This is a genomic window from Methylobacterium sp. J-067 (assembly GCF_022829465.1).
In the GTDB taxonomy this organism is placed as follows: domain Bacteria; phylum Pseudomonadota; class Alphaproteobacteria; order Rhizobiales; family Beijerinckiaceae; genus Methylobacterium; species Methylobacterium litchii.
On the sequence record NZ_JAKSXZ010000108.1, the window covers coordinates 169,788 to 186,857 of the forward strand.

A 17,070-nucleotide genomic window follows, 5' to 3' on the forward strand; every position below is an offset into this window, starting at 1 on the left:
GATGAACGGGCCGTCACCGCGCTGTCAAGCGACTTTCCAGAACGAAACAGTCAAGCGCCACTAACAATCCGGTCAGCCGGGTTCTTGCGATGACAAAGCAGCGGACTTGTCTCGCCCGCTCGAACGGGTCCCGCGCCTTGAAGGCAGAAGGATCTCGACCAGCGTTCCTTCCTCGCCCCGGGCCGTGGAGCGCAGGCGCCCGCCATTGGCCTGGATCAGGGCGCGGGGCAGGGCGAGGCGGGGATCGTCCTCGCTGGCGGCGGGTTTTGCCGCCTCCTGGGCCGGGCTCCCGTCGCGCACGCGCAGCGCCACCTCGGCGTTCTCGCCGCTGCCCGTCGAGACGATGACCTGCCCCCCGGCCGCCGAGCGGCGGATGGCCGCCTCGATTACAAGGGTTGCCGCGCGGCGCACGCTCGCCTCATCGACCTCGAGTTCGGCGAGGTCCGCCGAGAAGCTGGTGCGCAGGACGATCCGCCCCCGCGCCGCGTCGGCGTGGAGCCCCGCGACGCAACCGGCGACCACGTCGTTCAGCGCCAGCGGGCGGGGCGAGAGGTCGATCAGCCCGGCCTCGATGGCGGCGAGGTCCGAGAGTTCGGCCATGCGCTCCACGATCCGCTCGCCCGCGTCGCGGATGTCGCTGAGGCAGGCGCGGTAGCGGCGGTCGCCGAGGGCGCCGTAGCGTTCCTCCAACATGGCATGGGTCAGCGAGAGGATCGCATCGACCGGCTCGCGCAGCTCGTGATCGAGGCGCAGCAGGCTGCTGGGGCGGGGCAGGGCGGGTTCCGGCCGCGCCGCCGGAGCCGCGCCGCTCGCCGTCGAATCCGGCAGGCGATGGAGCACCGCGACCCGCTGTCCGTCCGCACGCGGCGGGGCGAGGGCCAGGGTCATGGCCCGGCCCTGTGCGAGGACGGCCGAGGGCGCCTCGCCGCCGCCGGTCAGGGCCGCCGCGAGGGGCGCGGCGCTGCCCGCATCGAACAGCCCGGCGAAGGCGCTGCCCACCAGTTCGGTCGGGCTCCCGCCGAGGCAGGCCGCTGCCGCGCGGTTCAGGGTGACGACCCGCCCATCGCGGTCGATGGTGACGACGCCTGCCTGCAGCGCGTCGAGGGCCGCTTCGGCCCCCAGCGCCCGCCCGGCCTGGACCTCGCGGGCCAGCCGCTCGGCCGCGAGTTCGCGCCGCGGGTCGTTCTCGTCGAGGCCGCGCAGCAGAAGGATCGCCGCCGGGCCGCCGGCCCAGGCACAGATGCCGCGCGTCACCTCCACGGGGAAGGCGCCGCCGGCCGCCGTGCCGATGGCGGTCTCGTGCGATTGGCCGCTGCGGAAGTTCGGGGGGCCGCCCGGGAACACCGCGTGGATCCCCGCCGCCCGCAGCGACTCAAGGTCGGCGTGGCGGGTCATGTCGAGGAACGGGCGGTTCACCGCCAGGATCGTTTCACCGCGATGCACCATGGTGGCCATCGGCAGGCTGTCGAGGAGGCCGCCGCTCTCGTCGCCCTCGTCCGTGATCGCGGGCGCGATGTCGGCCCGCATGCCGGGGAAGGGCATCACCGACCCGGCGAGGCGCTCGGCCAGGGGGGCGGCGCTGTCGTCGTCGCCGGCATAGCGCGCGCCGAGCGCCCGCGCGATCTCGCGGAAGGCGGCGTGCTCGTCGTTGGAGAGCGTGCCGTCGGCGCCGCCCACTCCGTCCTCGTCCGAGGCGAAGGCGATCAGGTCGTCCGCGAGGGTCGCCGGCCCGGCATCCGCCCGCGCGACGCCCCGGATTGTGCCGAATCCCTCGAAGCCCCGGAAGGGTGCGCCGTCTCGCGCCGAGGGCGCCCCCGAGACCTCGGCATGGACGATGTTCAGCCCAAGACGGAAGCTGATCGGCAGCTTGCGGAAGGTCTCTCGGCCCGCCAGCGCCGCGAGCAGCGCCCGCAGGCCGGAGGCATCGCCCCCGGCGAGCCTGCGCCAATCCTGCCCGGCGAGTCCCGAGAGGGGGCCGGTGAGGCGGGTGAGTGTCCCGGCCTCGTCGCTGCGCCACAGGAAGCGGTCGCCCTCGCGCGGCGGCTCGGGGGCGGGCGAGGGGGCTTCCGGGGCAGGGGGGCGGGGCGCCTCGATCTTCACCGCGGCGGCGGGGGCGAGGCGCGGCAAGGCCGGCGTACCGGACGGCACGGCGAGATAGACCGGCCGACCTTCGTCGTCCGCCGCGCGCGACACGAGGAACAGGGAGGGCGGCACGATCCGGCGCGGATCGAGGCGCACGCGCACGATGCGGTGGCCGCCCTCGGACGGGCAGCAGGCGGCGAGCTGGCGGGCGATGCCAGGCAGGTCGAGCCCGCGCAGGGCCTCGGCCAGCCGCGCGGCGGCCGGCGAGGCATGGCGAACCCGCCCGTCCCCCGCGTCGAGGACGAGATGAGTGCCGGCCGAATCCTTCAGGGCGGCCGCCAGCGTCGGATCGCGCTCCCAGAGCGCGAAGGCCGGCGACAGGCGCGCGTCCCGCTGTGTGCTGTCGGTGTCCAAGCCCCGCGACTCCGCTCCCGGCTGCGAATGTTCGTCTCGTCCGGTGCGTCCGGCATGCGTGTTGGGCATGCGAACGATCCTGTTTGTAGCCCTTAGTAGCGCCAATGGCTGGACTATGGCGCTAGCCGTCACACGTTTACGTCATGTCAACCTTAATGCCTGCGGCGCGGGTGGCATATGGCTGCGAATCGATTATTGTGCAGTGCACAACGCGCCATCAACAGCCGCTAACGAGAGGACAGCCACATGAGCAACACCCCGAATTACGAAATTCCCACCGAGATGCGCGATTTCGCCGAGAAGAGCGTCGATCAGGCCCGCAAGGCGTTCGACAGCTTCATGGGCGCCGCCCGTCGCACCGCCGACACCGTGCAGGGTTCGGCCGAGGTGGCCCGCAACAATGCGCAGAGCGTGTCGTCGCGCGGCTTCGAGTACGCCGAGCAGAACGTGAACGCGGCGTTCGACTTCGCCAAGCGCCTCGTCCGCGCGCGGGACGTGCAGGAGGCCATGCAGATCCAGGCCGATTTCGTCCGCAGCCAGTTCGCGGCCATGCAGACCCAGGCCAAGGAATTCAGCGGCATTGCGCAGAGCGCCATGCAGGAAGGTGCCGAGCGCGCCAAGTCCGCCATGCAGCAGGGCGCCGACGAGGCCCGCCGCGCCATGGAGCAGGGCCGCGACGCCGCCAACCAGACGGTCGAGAACGCCCAGGACGCCACCGAGCGCGCCACCAACCACTGATTCGGATCGTCCGAGTCGGCATGTCGGTCGACGGCCCGCCCCACCTCGGGGCGGGCCGTCTCGTTTTCGCCCCCATTCCCGCTGACAGCGGCGAAGCGGGGCCGATGCGGCCCGATTGGAACGGGAGTGCGACGATGAACGGATTCCGTGGTGGTGCGCGCTGGCTCTGCGGCGCCCTGGGCGCGCTGGCCCTCGCCTCGTCGGTCACGACGGCCGGCGCCCAGTATTACGACGGCCCGCGCGACGGCTACGAGCGCCGCGGCCCGGCCTACGAGGAAGAATACGCACCGCCGCGCCGCCGGGTGGTGCGCGAGGTCGGCTACAATTGCGATGCGGTGCAGCGCGGGCTGACCGGGCCGCGCCCCTATTCCTGCCCGCTGCCGGGTCCGCGTCCGCTGGGCGCCCGCTGCTTCTGCGATCTGCCGTTCGCCTCGTTCAGCCCGGCGCAGACGGCGGTCGGGCACGTCGTCCCGTAACGCAAGGAGCCCTGCCCGGCGGGTCGCGCCGGGCAGGGCTCCTCAAGGTCGCTGCAAGAGCGGCGATCAGTTCAGGACGACGACCTTCGCGCCGACCTTTACGCGCTCGTAGAGGTCGCTGACGTCGTCGTTGGTCATGCGGATGCAGCCGGACGACACCGCCTGACCGATCGTGTCGGGCTCGTTGGAGCCGTGGATGCGGTACTCGGTGCCGCCGATATACATGGCGCGGGCGCCGAGCGGGTTCTCGATGCCGCCGGCCATGTAGCGCGGCAGGTCGGGACGGCGGGCGAGCATCGCCTTCGGCGGCACCCACGACGGCCATTCCTTCTTGGCGGTGATCGTCTTCACGCCACCCCAGGTGAAGCCCGGACGGCCGACGCCGACGCCGTAGCGCAGGGCCTCGCCGTTACCGAGGACCAGATACAGGCGCCGCTCCGAGGTCGAGACGACCATGGTGCCCGGCGCGTAGTTCGCGGTGAAGGGGACGACTTCCCGCTGGATCGGCTGGACCTGCGCCTGCGGCGCGGCCTGCACACCCTGGCCGTAGCTGGGGTTGTAGGTGCCCTGATAGCCGTACGGGGATTGCTCCGTGTAGTAATCCTCCGCATCGCTCCCACCGAAGGGATCGTAGGACGAAGCGGCGAAGGCGGGAGCGGAAAGAACGCAGACGCCGAGGAGCGCAGCGAGCGCAGTGACCGAGGTCTTCATGGTGCCTACCTGTGCAGTAACCTTTGCTGTTACAAGCGGGACCATGCCACCTGAGTTCCACGAGGGTCCTGGGATTTTTATTCCCACCGCGAATACGTAAGTTTTTATGTTTCGACTGTCTCCGTCCCGGTCCGGAGCATGGCGCAGGTCCGTCCCGCTCTCATGGCGGTTTGTGACTCGCGCCGACCCGCGCTAGAGCGGGCCGCCATGTCTCACAACACGTTCGGCCACCTGTTCCGCGTCACCACCTTCGGCGAGAGCCACGGGGTCGCGCTCGGCTGCGTCGTGGATGGCTGCCCGCCCGGCTTGTCGCTGGAAGCGGAGGAGATCCAGGCCGAACTCGACCGGCGCAAGCCCGGCCAGTCGCGCTTCACCACGCAGCGGCGCGAGCCCGATCAGGTGAAGATCCTCTCCGGCGTCTTCTCCGACGATCGCACCGGTGGGCGCCAGCTCACCACGGGCACGCCCATCGCGCTGATGATCGAGAACACCGATCAGCGCTCGAAGGATTATTCGGAGATCCGCGACAGCTACCGGCCGGGCCACGCGGACTACACCTACGATTCCAAGTACGGCATCCGCGACTATCGCGGCGGGGGACGCTCCTCCGCGCGGGAGACCGCCGCCCGCGTGGCGGCCGGCGCCGTGGCGCGGAAGGTCATCCCCGGCATCACGATCCGCGCGGCCCTCGTCCAGATGGGGCCGCACGCCATCGACCGCAGCCGCTGGGACTGGGACGAGGTGGCCCGCAACCCGTTCTTTTGCCCCGACGCGGAGACGGCGGCCCACTACGAGGAATACCTCGACGGCATCCGCAAGGACGGCTCGTCGGTGGGCGCGGTGATCGAGGTGGTGGCCGAGGGCGTGCCGCCGGGTCTCGGTGCGCCGGTCTACGGCAAGCTCGATTCCGACCTCGCAGCGGCGATGATGTCGATCAACGCCGTGAAGGGCGTCGAGATCGGCGACGGCTTCGCGGCGGCGGCCCTGCGCGGCGAGGACAACGCCGACGAGATGCGCGCCGGCAATGGCGGGCGCCCGCGCTTCCTCGCCAACCATGCGGGCGGCATCCTGGGGGGCATCTCCAACGGCGAGCCGGTGGTGGTCCGCTTCGCGGTGAAGCCGACCTCCTCGATCCTCACGCCCCGGCAATCGGTGAGCCGGGACGGCACCGAGGTCGACCTCATCACCAAGGGCCGCCACGACCCCTGCGTCGGCATCCGGGCCGTGCCCGTGGCCGAGGCGATGATGGCCTGCGTGCTGGCCGATCACTATCTCCGTCATCGCGGTCAGGTGGGGCAGCCCTGACCGAGATGCCGTCCCCGTGGGACGGCCCGTCGCGACTTTAGGACGTCACCCGTGAGCCATTGCACTGTCACCGAAGTGATCGAAGCCTTCGCCCGAGGCGAGATCGTCGTCGTCACCGACGATGACGACCGCGAGAACGAGGGCGACCTCGTCGTCGCCGCCTCGCTCTGCACGCCGGAGAAGATGGCCTTCATCATCCGCAACACCTGCGGCATCGTCTGCACCCCGCTGACGCTGGCCGAGGCGCGGCGCCTGCGCCTCGACCCGATGGTCGCCTCGAACGACGCGCCGCTCGGCACCGCCTTCACCGTCACGGTGGATGTGAAGCACGGTCTCACCACGGGTATCTCGGCCGAGCAGCGCTGCAACACGGTGCGGGCGCTCGCCAACGGCAACATGGGCGCGGCCGATTTCGTGCGGCCGGGCCACGTCTTCCCGCTCATCGCCCGCGACGGCGGCGTGCTGATGCGCTCGGGCCATACCGAGGCGGCGGTGGACCTGTGCAAGCTCGCCGAACTGCCGCCGGTCGGCGTGATCTGCGAACTCGCCAACGACGACGGCACCGTGATGAAGGGGCCGCAGATCGACGCCTTCGCCAAGACGCACAAGCTCAAGCGGATCTCGGTCGCCGACCTCATCGCCTACCGGCAGGCCCGCGACCGGCTGGTGGAGCGCGTCGGCCATTTCCAGGTCCAGTCGGCGCACGGCACGATGACGGCGCACGCCTATTCGACGCCGTTCGAGACGATCCAGCAATTCGCCTTCGTGATGGGCGATATCGGCGACGGGCGCGACGTGCTGGTGCGCCTGCACCGCTCGAACGTCGCCGCCGATGTCATCGGCGGCGGCACGCAGATCGATGCGGTCCTACGCCGCTTCGCGGAGAAGGGACGGGGCATCCTCGTCTACCTGCGCGACGGGACGGCGGGCGTGCCCCTCAAGAGCGTCAACGACGAGGGCGCAGAGGCCGTGCGCGCCCGGCAATGGCGCGAGGTCGGGCTCGGAGCGCAGATCCTGCGCGACCTCGGCGTGGTCTCGATCCGCAACCTCGCGACCTCGTCGCGCTCCTATGTCGGCCTCTCGGGCTTCGGCATCGAGCACCTGGGCGACGAGCCGCTGTAACGCGGCGCCCGGGCGCGGATCAGTTGGTGATCCGCGCCTGCGCCCCGGCGGCCAAGAACATCTGCTGGACGGCGGTGTTGATCTCGCTCGGCGAGTCGGCCGCGTAGGCGTAGGTCGACGACGTCGCGCAGGACGCCAGGTTCGAGGCGATCGAGCTCGCCAGATAGGTCTTCACGAAGTCGAACACGCTGTTGAGCGTCGCGCTGCTGCTCTGGAGGTTCGAGGGCGGCACGATGTACTTCGTGTTTAGGGTCATCAACGTGTAGCCCTTCGACTTGATCGCGTTGCAGGCGCTCGGGTCGAAGGACTGGATGATGATCGGCACCGAAAAGCCGGTGAGGCTCTTGCAGTTGGGCGTCGTGCAAGGGGAATAGGGCGAGAAGTTCGAATCGTAGCCGTCCACCCAGCTGCTGCCGGACTTCACCTTCATGTCCGAATCCTGCACGCCGTCGGTGATCAGCATCACGAAGCCCTGGGCGGTGGCCGAGGTCAGGCCGTTGCCGTCGGTGTTCAGCGAGTTGCCGAGGGTCTGGAGGCTGTACGTCGTGTTGGTGCCGCCGTCCTTCGCGCTGTCGGTGATGTCGAGAGCCTGAACCGTCGTGACCGCATTCGAGATCTTGTTGGACAGGGGGAACACGTTGTTGAACTGCGTGCTCATCGTCCAGACGGAGACCTGGAAGCGGGTCGCGTTGCCGGAGGAAATGATCTGCTGCAACGCCGAGACGACGGCGTTCTTGGCCACGTCGATGCGCAACGTCGCGCCCTTGTTGCGGGCGAGATCGGTCGTGCCGGTGTGGTGGCAGGCGACGGCGCAGCCCCCGGTGGCGTTGTAGACGATCTGCTGGTCCGCCGTGGTCGCGCCGATGCCCATCGAGGACGAGGTGTCGATCACGATGTGGATGTTCGTGAAGGCGGGGATCGTCAGGGTCGAACCCGCCGCGCCGGTGAAGCTTGCCGTGCGCGTGCCGAGCACCTTCATGAAGATCGTCGGCATCGAGAACGAGTAGGACGCGCTCGCGCTCACCACCCGGCCGGAGACGCTCATATTGATGGTCGGGGTCGGCACGGCCGCCGGCAGGGAGCCGGTATTGGCCTTGAACTGCGCCAGCCCCTGCGCCTTCCCCACGGCGATCGCGTTCGTGGTCGGGTCACCCGTGCCGGTATAGGTCACGATGTAGGTCTGGGCGCTGGTGATGGCGGCGATCACCGCCGCGTCGGCAGCATGGTCGAGCTTCGACTTGGCCGCCAGTTCCATGCCGTAATCGACCGACAGGCCGATGAAGCCGATCATCGGGATCGCCGAGAAGGCGGTGATCGTGGTGAGGCTGCCCGAGCGGGCTGCCCAGGCACGGCGCAGCATCGCGAGAAGGTGGCCGAGCAGGCCGGATCGCAGCGTCGATGCGCGCATGGTCAGTAGCCGGAGCATGCTTGGCCAAATCCATCATCGCCGCTGCCGGCCGTGTACTTCAGCGAGCTGACGTAGCGGGGGTTGATGTACGACGAGCGCTTCAGGGTGACGGCGTTGAGCAGTCCCGTGAACACGGCCGGCGACCAGGTGTAGGTGACGTCCGCCACCACGACGAAGAGCGGGGAGCCGTTGCCGCCCTGCGGGCTCGCGACCGGGGTGAACAGGCTCGCGGGCAGGGTCGACGCACTGGGGGCGTTGGTGTCGCTGGCGGAGGATTGCAGGCTGCCGCAGGTCCTCTGCTTGCCCCCACCGGTCCAGTTGATGGCGGCCTTGTAGGTGCAACTGCTCGTGCAGCCTGAGACGGTCGGCGCAAAGCTGATCCCCGCCAGCGAGATGGTGATGTCGTTCGCCCAGGCGATGCCCTTGCGCGTCGAGTCGCTCAGCACCTTCGGGAAGGTCAGCATCGTGGAATCGACCGCGTAATGCAGGTCCGTCGATGAGATGGTGGTGTCGGCATCGGCCGCGAGGATCTCGGCGATAGAGTTGGCGGTGTCGGTCAGCTGGCGCGATTGCCGCACGAAGCTCGAATATTCGAAGATCCCCGCCGAGACGCCGAGCAGGATCGGGAAGATGAGCGTGAACTCGACGGCGGCGATCCCCGCGCGATCACGTCCGAACCTGGTGAGGCAGGCGGCGGGCGACATCGTCAGCAGCCCGCATAGGCGGCACCGCCGCTATAGGGCTCGGCCCTGAACGTCGCCGTCGACATCAGGACGTTGACCTTCTTGCCCTTGTAGGTGACGGACGACGACCCGGCGAACAGCATCGTGAAGTAGCTGGCGGGGTACAGGATCTGCACCACCACGTATTGTCCGCCCGAGCCGGGGCAGAACACGTTCTGCGTCACGTCGAGGGGCGGGACGACGAGGGCGCTCTTCGCCGTGTTGACGTAGGAATAGTACCCAGTCTGGGTCGATGTGGCCGGCACCACGCTGATGTTCATGAAGACGTCGGCGCAGGCGAAGTTGGCGGGCAGCTTCGGGCAGACGACCGTGGTGCGGAACTGGCTGGCGGTCATGCCGGCGGTGGAGACCGCGCCCGTCATCACCGCCCGGGCGCTGCCGCGGGCGGCGGAATCGAGCGCCGACATCATGAAGAACGTGTAGCCGACCTCGAACACCCCGAGCAGCGTCAGCATGAACGGCACGATCAGCAGGCCGAACTCGACAGCCGTCGTCCCCGTCCGGTCGCCACGCAGCTTCCGGATCGCCGCCGTGCAACTGTGTGAGGATGCTGCCATGGGGCCGCGAAGCACTCCGGTGTCGAGGCCGCGACCCTATTCGCAAAAGGTCTAATGATTCATTCAACCGATGCGCGAGATTCCGCCACGGTTCGTGCAACACACAAGTGCTGCGCAAGCATCGTTTCGTGTCATTGTTTCCGGGGTCAGTGGCCCATCAGGGCGTTGACGTGCGCCGCCACCGACTTGGACAGCCCTTCCAAACTGTAGCCTCCTTCGAGCACGGAGACGATGCGCCCACTCGCGCTGCGCTCGGCGGCCTCCATGAGACGTCGTGTCGCCCAGGCGAAATCCTCGGCTTCCAGGCGCAGGTTGGCCAGCGGGTCGAGCCGGTGCGCGTCGAACCCCGCCGAGATGAGGATGAGGTCCGGCCGGAACGCCTTAAGCCGGGAGAGGATGCCGGCCTCGAACGCCTCGCGGAACACCTCGCCGTCGTCGTTGGCGTGGAGGGGCACGTTCACGATCGTGTTCTTGTTGCCCCGCTCGGAGGCCGCGCCGGTGCCGGGATAGAGCGGCATCTGGTGGGTGGAGCAGTAGAGCACCGCGTCGTCGTCCCAGAAGATGTCCTGGCTGCCGTTGCCGTGGTGGACGTCCCAATCGACCAACGCCACCCGGTCGACGCCGAAGGCCGCGCGGGCGTGGCGGGCGGCGATGGCGGCGTGGTTGAACAGGCAGAAGCCCATCGCCTTCATCCGCTCGGCATGGTGGCCCGGCGGGCGCATGGCCACGAAGGCGTTGCTGCATTCCCCGCGCATCACCGCGTCCACGGCATGGACCGCGCCGCCGGTCGCCCGCAGGGCCGCCTCCATGCTGCCGGGGGAAAGGATCGTATCGGAATCGATGCCGACCATGCCCTGCTCGGGCACCGCCGCCATCAGCGCGTCCACGTACTCGGCCGGATGGGCGAGGGTGGCGACCGAGGGCTCGGCCCGGGGCGCCTGCACCCGGACGAGGGTCGCGAACCGCTCGTCCTCCAGCGCACGTTCAATGGCGCGCATGCGGTCGGGGCGCTCCGGATGCCCCTCCGGCACCACGTGGTCGAAGCTGGCGGGATGGCTCACGTAGAGGGTCGTCACGGGGGCTGTCTCCCGAAATCTACTCTGTCACGCCGCCGCAACAGCAGCCGGCAATGTGCCACGCCGCGAGCGTGCGGACTACGGGTCCTCAGCGGCCCAGGTTAAGGATCGGAGGTTTTCCGACATCTGTCTGATTCGCATACTGGTTGATTGGGGCACGATCTCATGCGGGCGCTGGCGATCCTCGCGGCGACGGCGCTGCTCGCCGGATGCAGTTTCAAGGCGGTGCCCGACCCCGCCGTCTCGGCCCGCGACGCGTCCTTCATGGCGCTGGTCCCGGAGGCCGAGTTCGATCCGCACTTCGCCCGCTACGAGGTGAACGACCCGACCCGCGAGCCTCCGGGCACCATCGTGGTGGAGACGAAGGAGCGCCAGCTTTACCTCGTGCAGCCGGGCGGCAAGGCCCTGCGCTACGGCGTCAGCGTCGGCGACGAGGCCTATGGCTGGAACGGCAAGGCGGTGATCGACCGCAAGGCCGAATGGCCCGCCTGGAACCCTCCGGCCGAGATGATCAAGCGTTGGCCGCATGTCCATGCCATGCAGGGCGGGCCGGCCAACCCGCTCGGCGCCCGTGCCCTCTACCTGTCGGACAAGGGCCACGACACCCTCTACCGGATCCACGGCACCAACGAGCCGGAGAAGATCGGGCAGGCGGTCTCGTCGGGCTGCATCCGCATGCGCAACATCGACGTGATCGACCTCTACAATCGCGTGCCTGTCGGGGCCTCGGTCATCGTCCGCTAACGAAGCCCGGCAACGTTCGAATAAGGCTCTCTCGTTGTCAGGTGTTTACCTGAAGACCCGTTCAGATTTGGCTGTTAACCTCTGGAAGATCAGCCGCCTCGTACTGTCGGATACACGGAACGACAGGGACGACCTCACAGAAGGTCGCGAAGGAAGGCTCAGATGATCCAGATCTCCGTTGAACAGTTCTGCAACCATGCCGTGTCGGCCGGCGAGATCTCGGCGGACGACCTGCGGGTTCTCAAGCGCGAGGTGATCCCGGACGGCATCACCCGCCGCGAAGAGGTCGACCTGCTGGTCGCCCTGGAGCGCGCCGTGCCGTCCTCCGAGGATTTCGCCGACTTCCTCGTGGCGACGGTGGTCGATTACGTGGTGTGGGGCGAGCGCTCGACCGGCTACGTCGACCGCGAGACCGCCACATGGCTCGCCGCCACCTTCACCGGCCGCACGGGCCCGAGCCCCGTCGCCGCGCGGATCGCGCAGGAGATCGTGCGTGAGGCTCAAGGGTCGGCCGAGTCGCTCACCGCCTTCGCCCTCGAAGCGAACCGCTGGATCCGCGAGCCGGCCGCCCGCTCCCGCCGGCACTTCGCCCTCGCGGCGTGAACCGCCTATCGGTACAGCTTCCGTCCGCGTCACATCTGCTCTATCGGAACGAATAAGCCGGTCTGCAATCCGGCGATCCGATGCAGGGCGGCCCGAAGGATGTTCGATAAGATTCTGATCGCGAACCGCGGCGAGATCGCCTGCCGGGTGATCAAGACCGCGCGGCGCATGGGCATCAAGACCGTGGCGGTCTATTCGGATGCCGACCGCGACGCCGTGCATGTCGCGATGGCCGACGAGGCCGTCCATATCGGCCCGGCTGCCGCGTCGCAGTCCTACCTCGTCATCGAGAAGATCGTCGAGGCCTGCAAGCAGACGGGCGCGCAGGCCGTCCACCCCGGCTATGGCTTCCTCTCCGAGCGCGAGGCGTTCCCGAAGGCGCTGGAAGCCGCCGGCATCGTCTTCATCGGCCCCAATCCCGGCGCCATCGCCGCGATGGGCGACAAGATCGAATCCAAGAAGGCCGCCGCCGCTGCCAACGTGTCGACGGTGCCGGGCTTCCTCGGCGTGATCGACAGCCCCGAGCACGCGGTGACCATCGCCGACGAGATCGGCTACCCCGTGATGATCAAGGCTTCGGCGGGCGGCGGCGGCAAGGGCATGCGCATCGCCCATTCCGCCGACGAGGTCGCGGAGGGCTTCGCCCGCGCCAAGTCCGAGGCGTCGTCCTCCTTCGGCGACGACCGGGTGTTCGTGGAGAAGTTCATCACCGACCCGCGCCACATCGAGATCCAGGTCATCGGCGACAAGCACGGCAACGTCATCTACCTCGGCGAGCGCGAGTGCTCGATCCAGCGTCGTAACCAGAAGGTGATCGAAGAGGCGCCGTCGCCGCTCCTCGACGAGGAGACCCGCCGCAAGATGGGCGAGCAGGCCGTCGCCCTCGCCAAGGCGGTGAATTACGATTCCGCCGGCACGGTCGAGTTCGTGGCGGGGCAGGACAAGTCCTTCTACTTCCTCGAAATGAACACCCGCCTGCAGGTCGAGCATCCCGTCACCGAGATGATCACCGGCCTCGATCTCGTCGAGCTGATGATCCGCGTCGCGGCCGGCGAGACGCTGCCCCTCTCGCAGGAGCAGGTGAAGCTGAACGGCTGGGCTGTCGAAAGCCGCGTCTACGCCGAGGACCCGACCCGCAACTTCCTGCCCTCCATCGGCCGGCTGACCACCTATCAGCCCCCGGAGGAAGGTCCGCAGGGCGAGGCCATCGTCCGCAACGACACGGGCGTGGAGGAGGGCGGCGAGATCGCGATCCACTACGATCCGATGATCGCCAAGCTCGTCACCTGGGCGCCGACCCGCCTGGAGGCGATCCACGCTCAGGCCGAGGCGCTGGACGCCTTCGCCATCGACGGCATCCGCCACAACATCCCGTTCCTGTCGGCGCTGATGGCGCATCCGCGCTGGCAGGAAGGGCAACTCTCCACCGGCTTCATCGCCGAGGAATTCCCGAGCGGGTTCGCCGCGCCGGAGCCCGAGGGCAAGGTCGCGACGCGGATGATGGCGGCGGCGGCGGCCATCGACCACAAGCTCAACCAGCGCAAGCGCGGCATCAGCGGCCAGATGCGGGCGCCGGGCCTGTTCGCCTTCGAGAACGAGCGCGTGGTGACGCTGGCCGGCGAGCGCTTCCCCGTGACCGTCGAGACCGACGGCGAGGGCGTGATCGTCACCCGCCAGGACGGCACGGCCCTGCACGTCGCCAGCGACTGGCGCCCCGGCCAGCCGGTCTGGATCGGCACCATCGACGGCGAGCGCTGCGCCATCCAGGTGCGCAGCCTGCTCAACGGCGCGTTCCTGCAGCATGCCGGCGCGGCGGCCGAGGCGCGGGTGTTCACCCGCCGCGAGGCCGAACTCGCCGCCCTCATGCCGGTGAAGGAGCAGGCGGGCTCCGGCAAGCAGGTGCTCTGCCCGATGCCCGGCCTCGTGAAGCAGATCCTCGTGGCCGAGGGCCAAGAGGTGAAGAACGGCGAGCCCATCGCGGTGGTCGAGGCGATGAAGATGGAGAACGTCCTGCGGGCCGAGCGCGACGCCACGGTCGGCAAGATCCACGCGAAGGAAGGCGACAGCCTCGCCGTCGACGCGGTGATCCTCGAATTCGCGTGAGTCCCGCGCGACCGTGACGGCGATCCACAACGAGCAGACGAAGCTCCTGGCGACGGCGTTGAACAACGTCGCCGTCGCCTACGTCGTCATCGGTTTCGTGACGCCGATGACGGCCCTCAGCTTCGGAGTCGCGAGTGCCCCCGTGGCGCGGTTCGAGACCCTGTCGTTCTCTCTGGTTTGGCTTTTGACCGGAGTGACCCTACATTTGGGTGCGCGGCGGGCCCTGCGGAGCCTCAGGCCATGAACTTCGACTGGTACTTCGTCACGTTCGGCATTCCGGCGATCACGCTGGCCATCGCTTACGCGGCGGTTCTCGCGAACGAGCGCGCGACCCGTCGGCTCGACCATCGCCAGCCCGGCGAGTGATCGCGCCGACGCCCCACGAAACTTGCCGCTCTACTTCGCCTACGGCGCCAACATGGACGCCGCCGCCATGGCCCTGCGCTGCCCCGTTTCGCGGCTGATCGGCCGGGGGCGTCTGGCGGGCCACCGCTTCATCGTCATGCGCGAGGGCTATGCCTCGGTCGTGCGGGACCCCGCGCGGGTCGTCCACGGCGTGCTGTGGGAACTGGCCCTCGACGACATCCCAGCCCTCGACCGCTACGAGGGCGTGGCGAGCGGCCTCTACGCCAAGGCGAGCTTGCCCATCCGCACCGAGGCGGGCGTGCGTCGGGCGCTGATCTATCTCGGCCGCTCGACGGCGCCGGGGCGGCCGAGGCCGGGCTATCTCGAAGCGGTGCTGGCGGCGGCCTCGGCGGCGCAATTGCCGTCGCCCTATCTCCGCGAGGTCGGCGGCTGGCTGCGCGGGCCGCCTTCGTGAAGGACAAGATGGCATGAGCGACCTGCGCACCGTCTCCATCATCGTCCGGGGCCGCGTTCAGGGTGTCTCCTACCGCGCCTGGACCAAGGAGAAAGCGGACGGGCTCGGCCTGTCGGGCTGGGTGCGCAACCGGCCGGACGGGAGTGTCGAGGCCCTGTTCAGCGGACCTGCGGAGACGGTAGAGCGGATGCTCGGCCTGTGCCGCAAGGGGCCGCTCCTCGCCCGCGTCGATGACGTGGCCGTCAGCGAGGGCGCCGCGCCGCCCATCACGCCCGGTTTCGCCGTCGAACGGGGCTGATCCTGGGTTGACGCGGGTTCTGCCCCGGCGATCCGGCTGGTAGAGCCGCTCGATCATGACCGACCTGTCCGCCGCCGCCCCCGGCTTCTCGCCTCTCGATCTCGGAGCCCTGCTCTATTTCCTCGCGGCCTGGACGGCCTACGGCGTCAGCGTCAGCCGCCTGCGGGGCCAGCGCATCTCCCTCAGCCGCATCATGGACCGCCACCGGGAGAACTGGGCGCGGCAGGTGATCGTGCGAGACAACCGGGTCGTGGACACGCAGATCAACGCCTCCTTGCAGAACGGCACGGCCTTCTTCGCCTCGACTTCGCTGATCGCGCTCGGCTCGGTGCTGACCCTGTCGCGCTCCGGGGACGACGTGATCAACCTGTTCGCGACACTGCCCTTCGGCACGGTGGCCAACCGCCTGACCTGGGAGGTGAAGGTGGCGGGGCTGGCCTGCGTCTTCACCTACGCGTTCTTCAAGTTCGCCTGGGCCTACCGGCTGTTCAATTACAGCGCGATCCTCCTCGGCGCCGTCCCGCCCAAGGGAGCGGACGTGCCCGAACCCGAGATGCTGCGCACGGTGAGCCGCATCGCCTCCATGAACGTCAGCGCGGGGAGCCACTTCGCGCGGGGCCAGCGGGCGTTCTTCTTCGCGCTCGCCTATCTCGGGTGGTTCGTGAGCCCGGTCATGCTGTTCGGCTCCACGACCTTCGTCGTGTGCGTGATGTGGCACCGGCAATTCCTCTCGCGCATCCGGCGCGAGTTGCTCGCCCTGGGCGAATGCGAGCATGAGGGTCCTTTGGACGGGAGCAAGCGATGAGTGCGGATGCGGAGACCATCGCGACGACGATGCTGCGCCTCGTGGAAGAACGCGGCGCGGGCAAGACGATCTGCCCGTCGGAGGTGGCGCGGGAACTCGGGGGGCCGCATCCGGACGGCTGGGGGCCGCTGATGCAGCCGGTGCGGCGTGTGGCGGTGCGCCTCGCCCATGAGGGGCGCGTCGCGATCCTGCGCAAGGGCCGCCCGGTGGACCCGGACGACTTCCGCGGCATCTACCGGCTGGCGCTGCCCGAGGGCGGCGGCGAGTCGGGCCCCGGCAGCCAATCGGGGATGTAGCCGGCGAGGCGATAGGCCACGAGGCCGATCCATTCCTTCGCGGCGAGGTCGAGCTGCAGCAGCCCATCCGACGCGAAGCCGTGGAGATGGAGCACGTCGCCCCATCCCTTGGTCCGGTAATCGACGGGAACGGCCTCGACGGTGAAGCCCGCCTGCCGGAAGCACCCCACCGCGCGGGGCATGTGCCACGCGGAGGTGATGAGCAGCCAGCGCTCGCCGGGCTTCGGATGGACGAGATCCGCCGAGAAGGTCGCGTTCTCGCGGGTGTTGCGCGAGCGGTTCTCAAGGATCATCCGGCTGCGGGGCACGCCGATGACGTCCGCATGCCGGCTCACGATATCGGCCTCGGAGACGCCGCCGCCGATGAAGCCGCTGCCGCCGGAGAAGACCAGCCGCGCCTGCGGGAAGCGCCGGGCGAGGTCGGCGAAATAGATCGGCCGCTCGCCTGCATCGTTGACGACGACCTGATCGCGAACCTCGGACAATCCGGTCTCGATGGCCCCGCCGAGCATGATGATCCCGGCCGGCGCCGGGCCGTCCGCATCGAAGGCCGGGAAACGCTGCTCCAGGGGCAGTAGCGCGATCTCTGAGGTCGGCCCGAAGCCTGCGAGCAACAGGCCGAGAGTCCCGGTGAGCGCGAGGGACGCGCCCGTCCGGCGATGCCGCGTCGCGGCGAGGAGGAGGGTCCCCGCCAGGCTCAGGAAGATCAGCAGGTTCGACGGTGTGATCAGGAAGGTGATCACCTTCGAGGCGGGGAAGAACATCCCCC

At 69.1% G+C, this 17,070-nt stretch carries 20 protein-coding genes; 13 read left to right on the top strand and 7 right to left on the bottom strand.

The window, feature by feature from the left end:
* Nucleotides 1–72: 72 nt before the first annotated feature.
* A complete protein-coding gene (locus tag MKK52_RS14745) occupies nucleotides 73–2,496 on the bottom strand; it encodes a PAS domain-containing protein (protein ID WP_243955003.1) in 2,424 nt (807 codons plus the stop codon).
* A gap of 246 nt (nucleotides 2,497–2,742) precedes the next feature.
* On the opposite strand from MKK52_RS14745, the gene MKK52_RS14750 reads away from it, so the two are divergent.
* Both MKK52_RS14750 and MKK52_RS14755 read left to right on the top strand, forming a co-directional pair.
* Entirely contained in the window at nucleotides 2,743–3,234 is a 492-nt protein-coding gene (locus tag MKK52_RS14750; protein ID WP_243955005.1) for a phasin, read from the top strand.
* A 134-nt stretch (nucleotides 3,235–3,368) separates the two neighbouring features.
* Nucleotides 3,369–3,710, top strand: coding sequence for a hypothetical protein (locus MKK52_RS14755; protein WP_243955007.1), 342 nt, complete (start codon nucleotides 3,369–3,371; stop codon nucleotides 3,708–3,710).
* A 66-nt stretch (nucleotides 3,711–3,776) separates the two neighbouring features.
* On the opposite strand, the gene MKK52_RS14760 is transcribed toward MKK52_RS14755, so the two are convergent.
* Entirely contained in the window at nucleotides 3,777–4,421 is a 645-nt protein-coding gene (locus tag MKK52_RS14760) for a L,D-transpeptidase (RefSeq protein ID WP_243955009.1), read from the bottom strand.
* A 207-nt stretch (nucleotides 4,422–4,628) separates the two neighbouring features.
* Here MKK52_RS14760 and aroC point away from each other — a divergent pair, with 207 nt between their 5' ends.
* Both aroC and ribB read left to right on the top strand, forming a co-directional pair.
* Complete coding sequence (gene aroC, locus MKK52_RS14765; RefSeq protein ID WP_243955011.1) at nucleotides 4,629–5,726, top strand: chorismate synthase; 1,098 nt, start codon at nucleotides 4,629–4,631, stop codon at nucleotides 5,724–5,726.
* Nucleotides 5,727–5,777: 51 nt separating this feature from the next.
* On the top strand, nucleotides 5,778–6,848 hold the full coding sequence (gene ribB / locus MKK52_RS14770; RefSeq protein ID WP_243955013.1) for a 3,4-dihydroxy-2-butanone-4-phosphate synthase: 1,071 nt from the start codon (nucleotides 5,778–5,780) through the stop codon (nucleotides 6,846–6,848).
* A 19-nt stretch (nucleotides 6,849–6,867) separates the two neighbouring features.
* Here the strand turns inward: ribB and MKK52_RS14775 are convergent, their stop codons facing one another.
* The 4 genes from MKK52_RS14775 to MKK52_RS14790 all read right to left on the bottom strand — a co-directional run bounded on the left by MKK52_RS14775 (nucleotide 6,868) and on the right by MKK52_RS14790 (nucleotide 10,632).
* Nucleotides 6,868–8,256 carry a TadE/TadG family type IV pilus assembly protein gene (locus tag MKK52_RS14775; RefSeq protein WP_243955015.1) on the bottom strand — a complete coding sequence of 463 codons (1,389 nt, stop codon included), beginning with the start codon at nucleotides 8,254–8,256 and terminating at the stop codon, nucleotides 6,868–6,870.
* Nucleotides 8,257–8,258: 2 nt separating this feature from the next.
* The gene (locus MKK52_RS14780) at nucleotides 8,259–8,960 is read right to left on the bottom strand and encodes a TadE/TadG family type IV pilus assembly protein (RefSeq protein WP_243955017.1); all 702 of its coding nucleotides are present in this window, start codon (nucleotides 8,958–8,960) and stop codon (nucleotides 8,259–8,261) included.
* Nucleotides 8,961–8,962: 2 nt separating this feature from the next.
* Nucleotides 8,963–9,556, bottom strand: a complete 594-nt coding sequence (locus tag MKK52_RS14785; RefSeq protein ID WP_243955019.1) for a TadE/TadG family type IV pilus assembly protein — start codon at nucleotides 9,554–9,556, stop codon at nucleotides 8,963–8,965.
* Between the two features lie 146 nt (nucleotides 9,557–9,702).
* Complete coding sequence (locus MKK52_RS14790; protein ID WP_243955021.1) at nucleotides 9,703–10,632, bottom strand: histone deacetylase family protein; 930 nt, start codon at nucleotides 10,630–10,632, stop codon at nucleotides 9,703–9,705.
* A gap of 165 nt (nucleotides 10,633–10,797) precedes the next feature.
* On the opposite strand from MKK52_RS14790, the gene MKK52_RS14795 reads away from it, so the two are divergent.
* The 9 genes from MKK52_RS14795 to MKK52_RS14830 all read left to right on the top strand — a co-directional run bounded on the left by MKK52_RS14795 (nucleotide 10,798) and on the right by MKK52_RS14830 (nucleotide 16,301).
* Nucleotides 10,798–11,376: a L,D-transpeptidase gene (locus MKK52_RS14795; RefSeq protein ID WP_243955119.1), complete on the top strand. Its 579-nt coding sequence runs from the start codon at nucleotides 10,798–10,800 to the stop codon at nucleotides 11,374–11,376.
* Between the two features lie 162 nt (nucleotides 11,377–11,538).
* On the top strand, nucleotides 11,539–11,979 hold the full coding sequence (locus MKK52_RS14800; protein WP_243955023.1) for a hypothetical protein: 441 nt from the start codon (nucleotides 11,539–11,541) through the stop codon (nucleotides 11,977–11,979).
* A 99-nt stretch (nucleotides 11,980–12,078) separates the two neighbouring features.
* Nucleotides 12,079–14,082: an acetyl/propionyl/methylcrotonyl-CoA carboxylase subunit alpha gene (locus tag MKK52_RS14805; protein WP_243955025.1), complete on the top strand. Its 2,004-nt coding sequence runs from the start codon at nucleotides 12,079–12,081 to the stop codon at nucleotides 14,080–14,082.
* Nucleotides 14,083–14,095: 13 nt separating this feature from the next.
* The gene (locus tag MKK52_RS14810) at nucleotides 14,096–14,326 is read left to right on the top strand and encodes a hypothetical protein (RefSeq protein ID WP_243955027.1); all 231 of its coding nucleotides are present in this window, start codon (nucleotides 14,096–14,098) and stop codon (nucleotides 14,324–14,326) included.
* Nucleotides 14,323–14,448, top strand: a complete 126-nt coding sequence (locus MKK52_RS26975; protein ID WP_279597840.1) for a hypothetical protein — start codon at nucleotides 14,323–14,325, stop codon at nucleotides 14,446–14,448. The genes MKK52_RS14810 and MKK52_RS26975 overlap by 4 nt, the downstream gene beginning before the upstream one ends.
* Nucleotides 14,449–14,470: 22 nt before the next feature.
* Nucleotides 14,471–14,902, top strand: a complete 432-nt coding sequence (locus MKK52_RS14815) for a gamma-glutamylcyclotransferase family protein (RefSeq protein ID WP_243955029.1) — start codon at nucleotides 14,471–14,473, stop codon at nucleotides 14,900–14,902.
* A gap of 13 nt (nucleotides 14,903–14,915) precedes the next feature.
* Entirely contained in the window at nucleotides 14,916–15,200 is a 285-nt protein-coding gene (locus tag MKK52_RS14820) for an acylphosphatase (protein WP_243955031.1), read from the top strand.
* Between the two features lie 55 nt (nucleotides 15,201–15,255).
* Complete coding sequence (locus MKK52_RS14825; RefSeq protein ID WP_243955033.1) at nucleotides 15,256–16,005, top strand: DUF599 domain-containing protein; 750 nt, start codon at nucleotides 15,256–15,258, stop codon at nucleotides 16,003–16,005.
* Complete coding sequence (locus MKK52_RS14830) at nucleotides 16,002–16,301, top strand: DUF3253 domain-containing protein (protein WP_243955035.1); 300 nt, start codon at nucleotides 16,002–16,004, stop codon at nucleotides 16,299–16,301. Before MKK52_RS14825 ends, MKK52_RS14830 begins: the two co-directional genes overlap by 4 nt.
* Here the strand turns inward: MKK52_RS14830 and MKK52_RS14835 are convergent.
* Nucleotides 16,238–17,065 carry a YdcF family protein gene (locus tag MKK52_RS14835; protein WP_243955036.1) on the bottom strand — a complete coding sequence of 276 codons (828 nt, stop codon included), beginning with the start codon at nucleotides 17,063–17,065 and terminating at the stop codon, nucleotides 16,238–16,240. The two genes, MKK52_RS14830 and MKK52_RS14835, sit on opposite strands and share 64 nt — an antisense overlap.
* Between the last annotated feature and the right edge of the window lie 5 nt (nucleotides 17,066–17,070).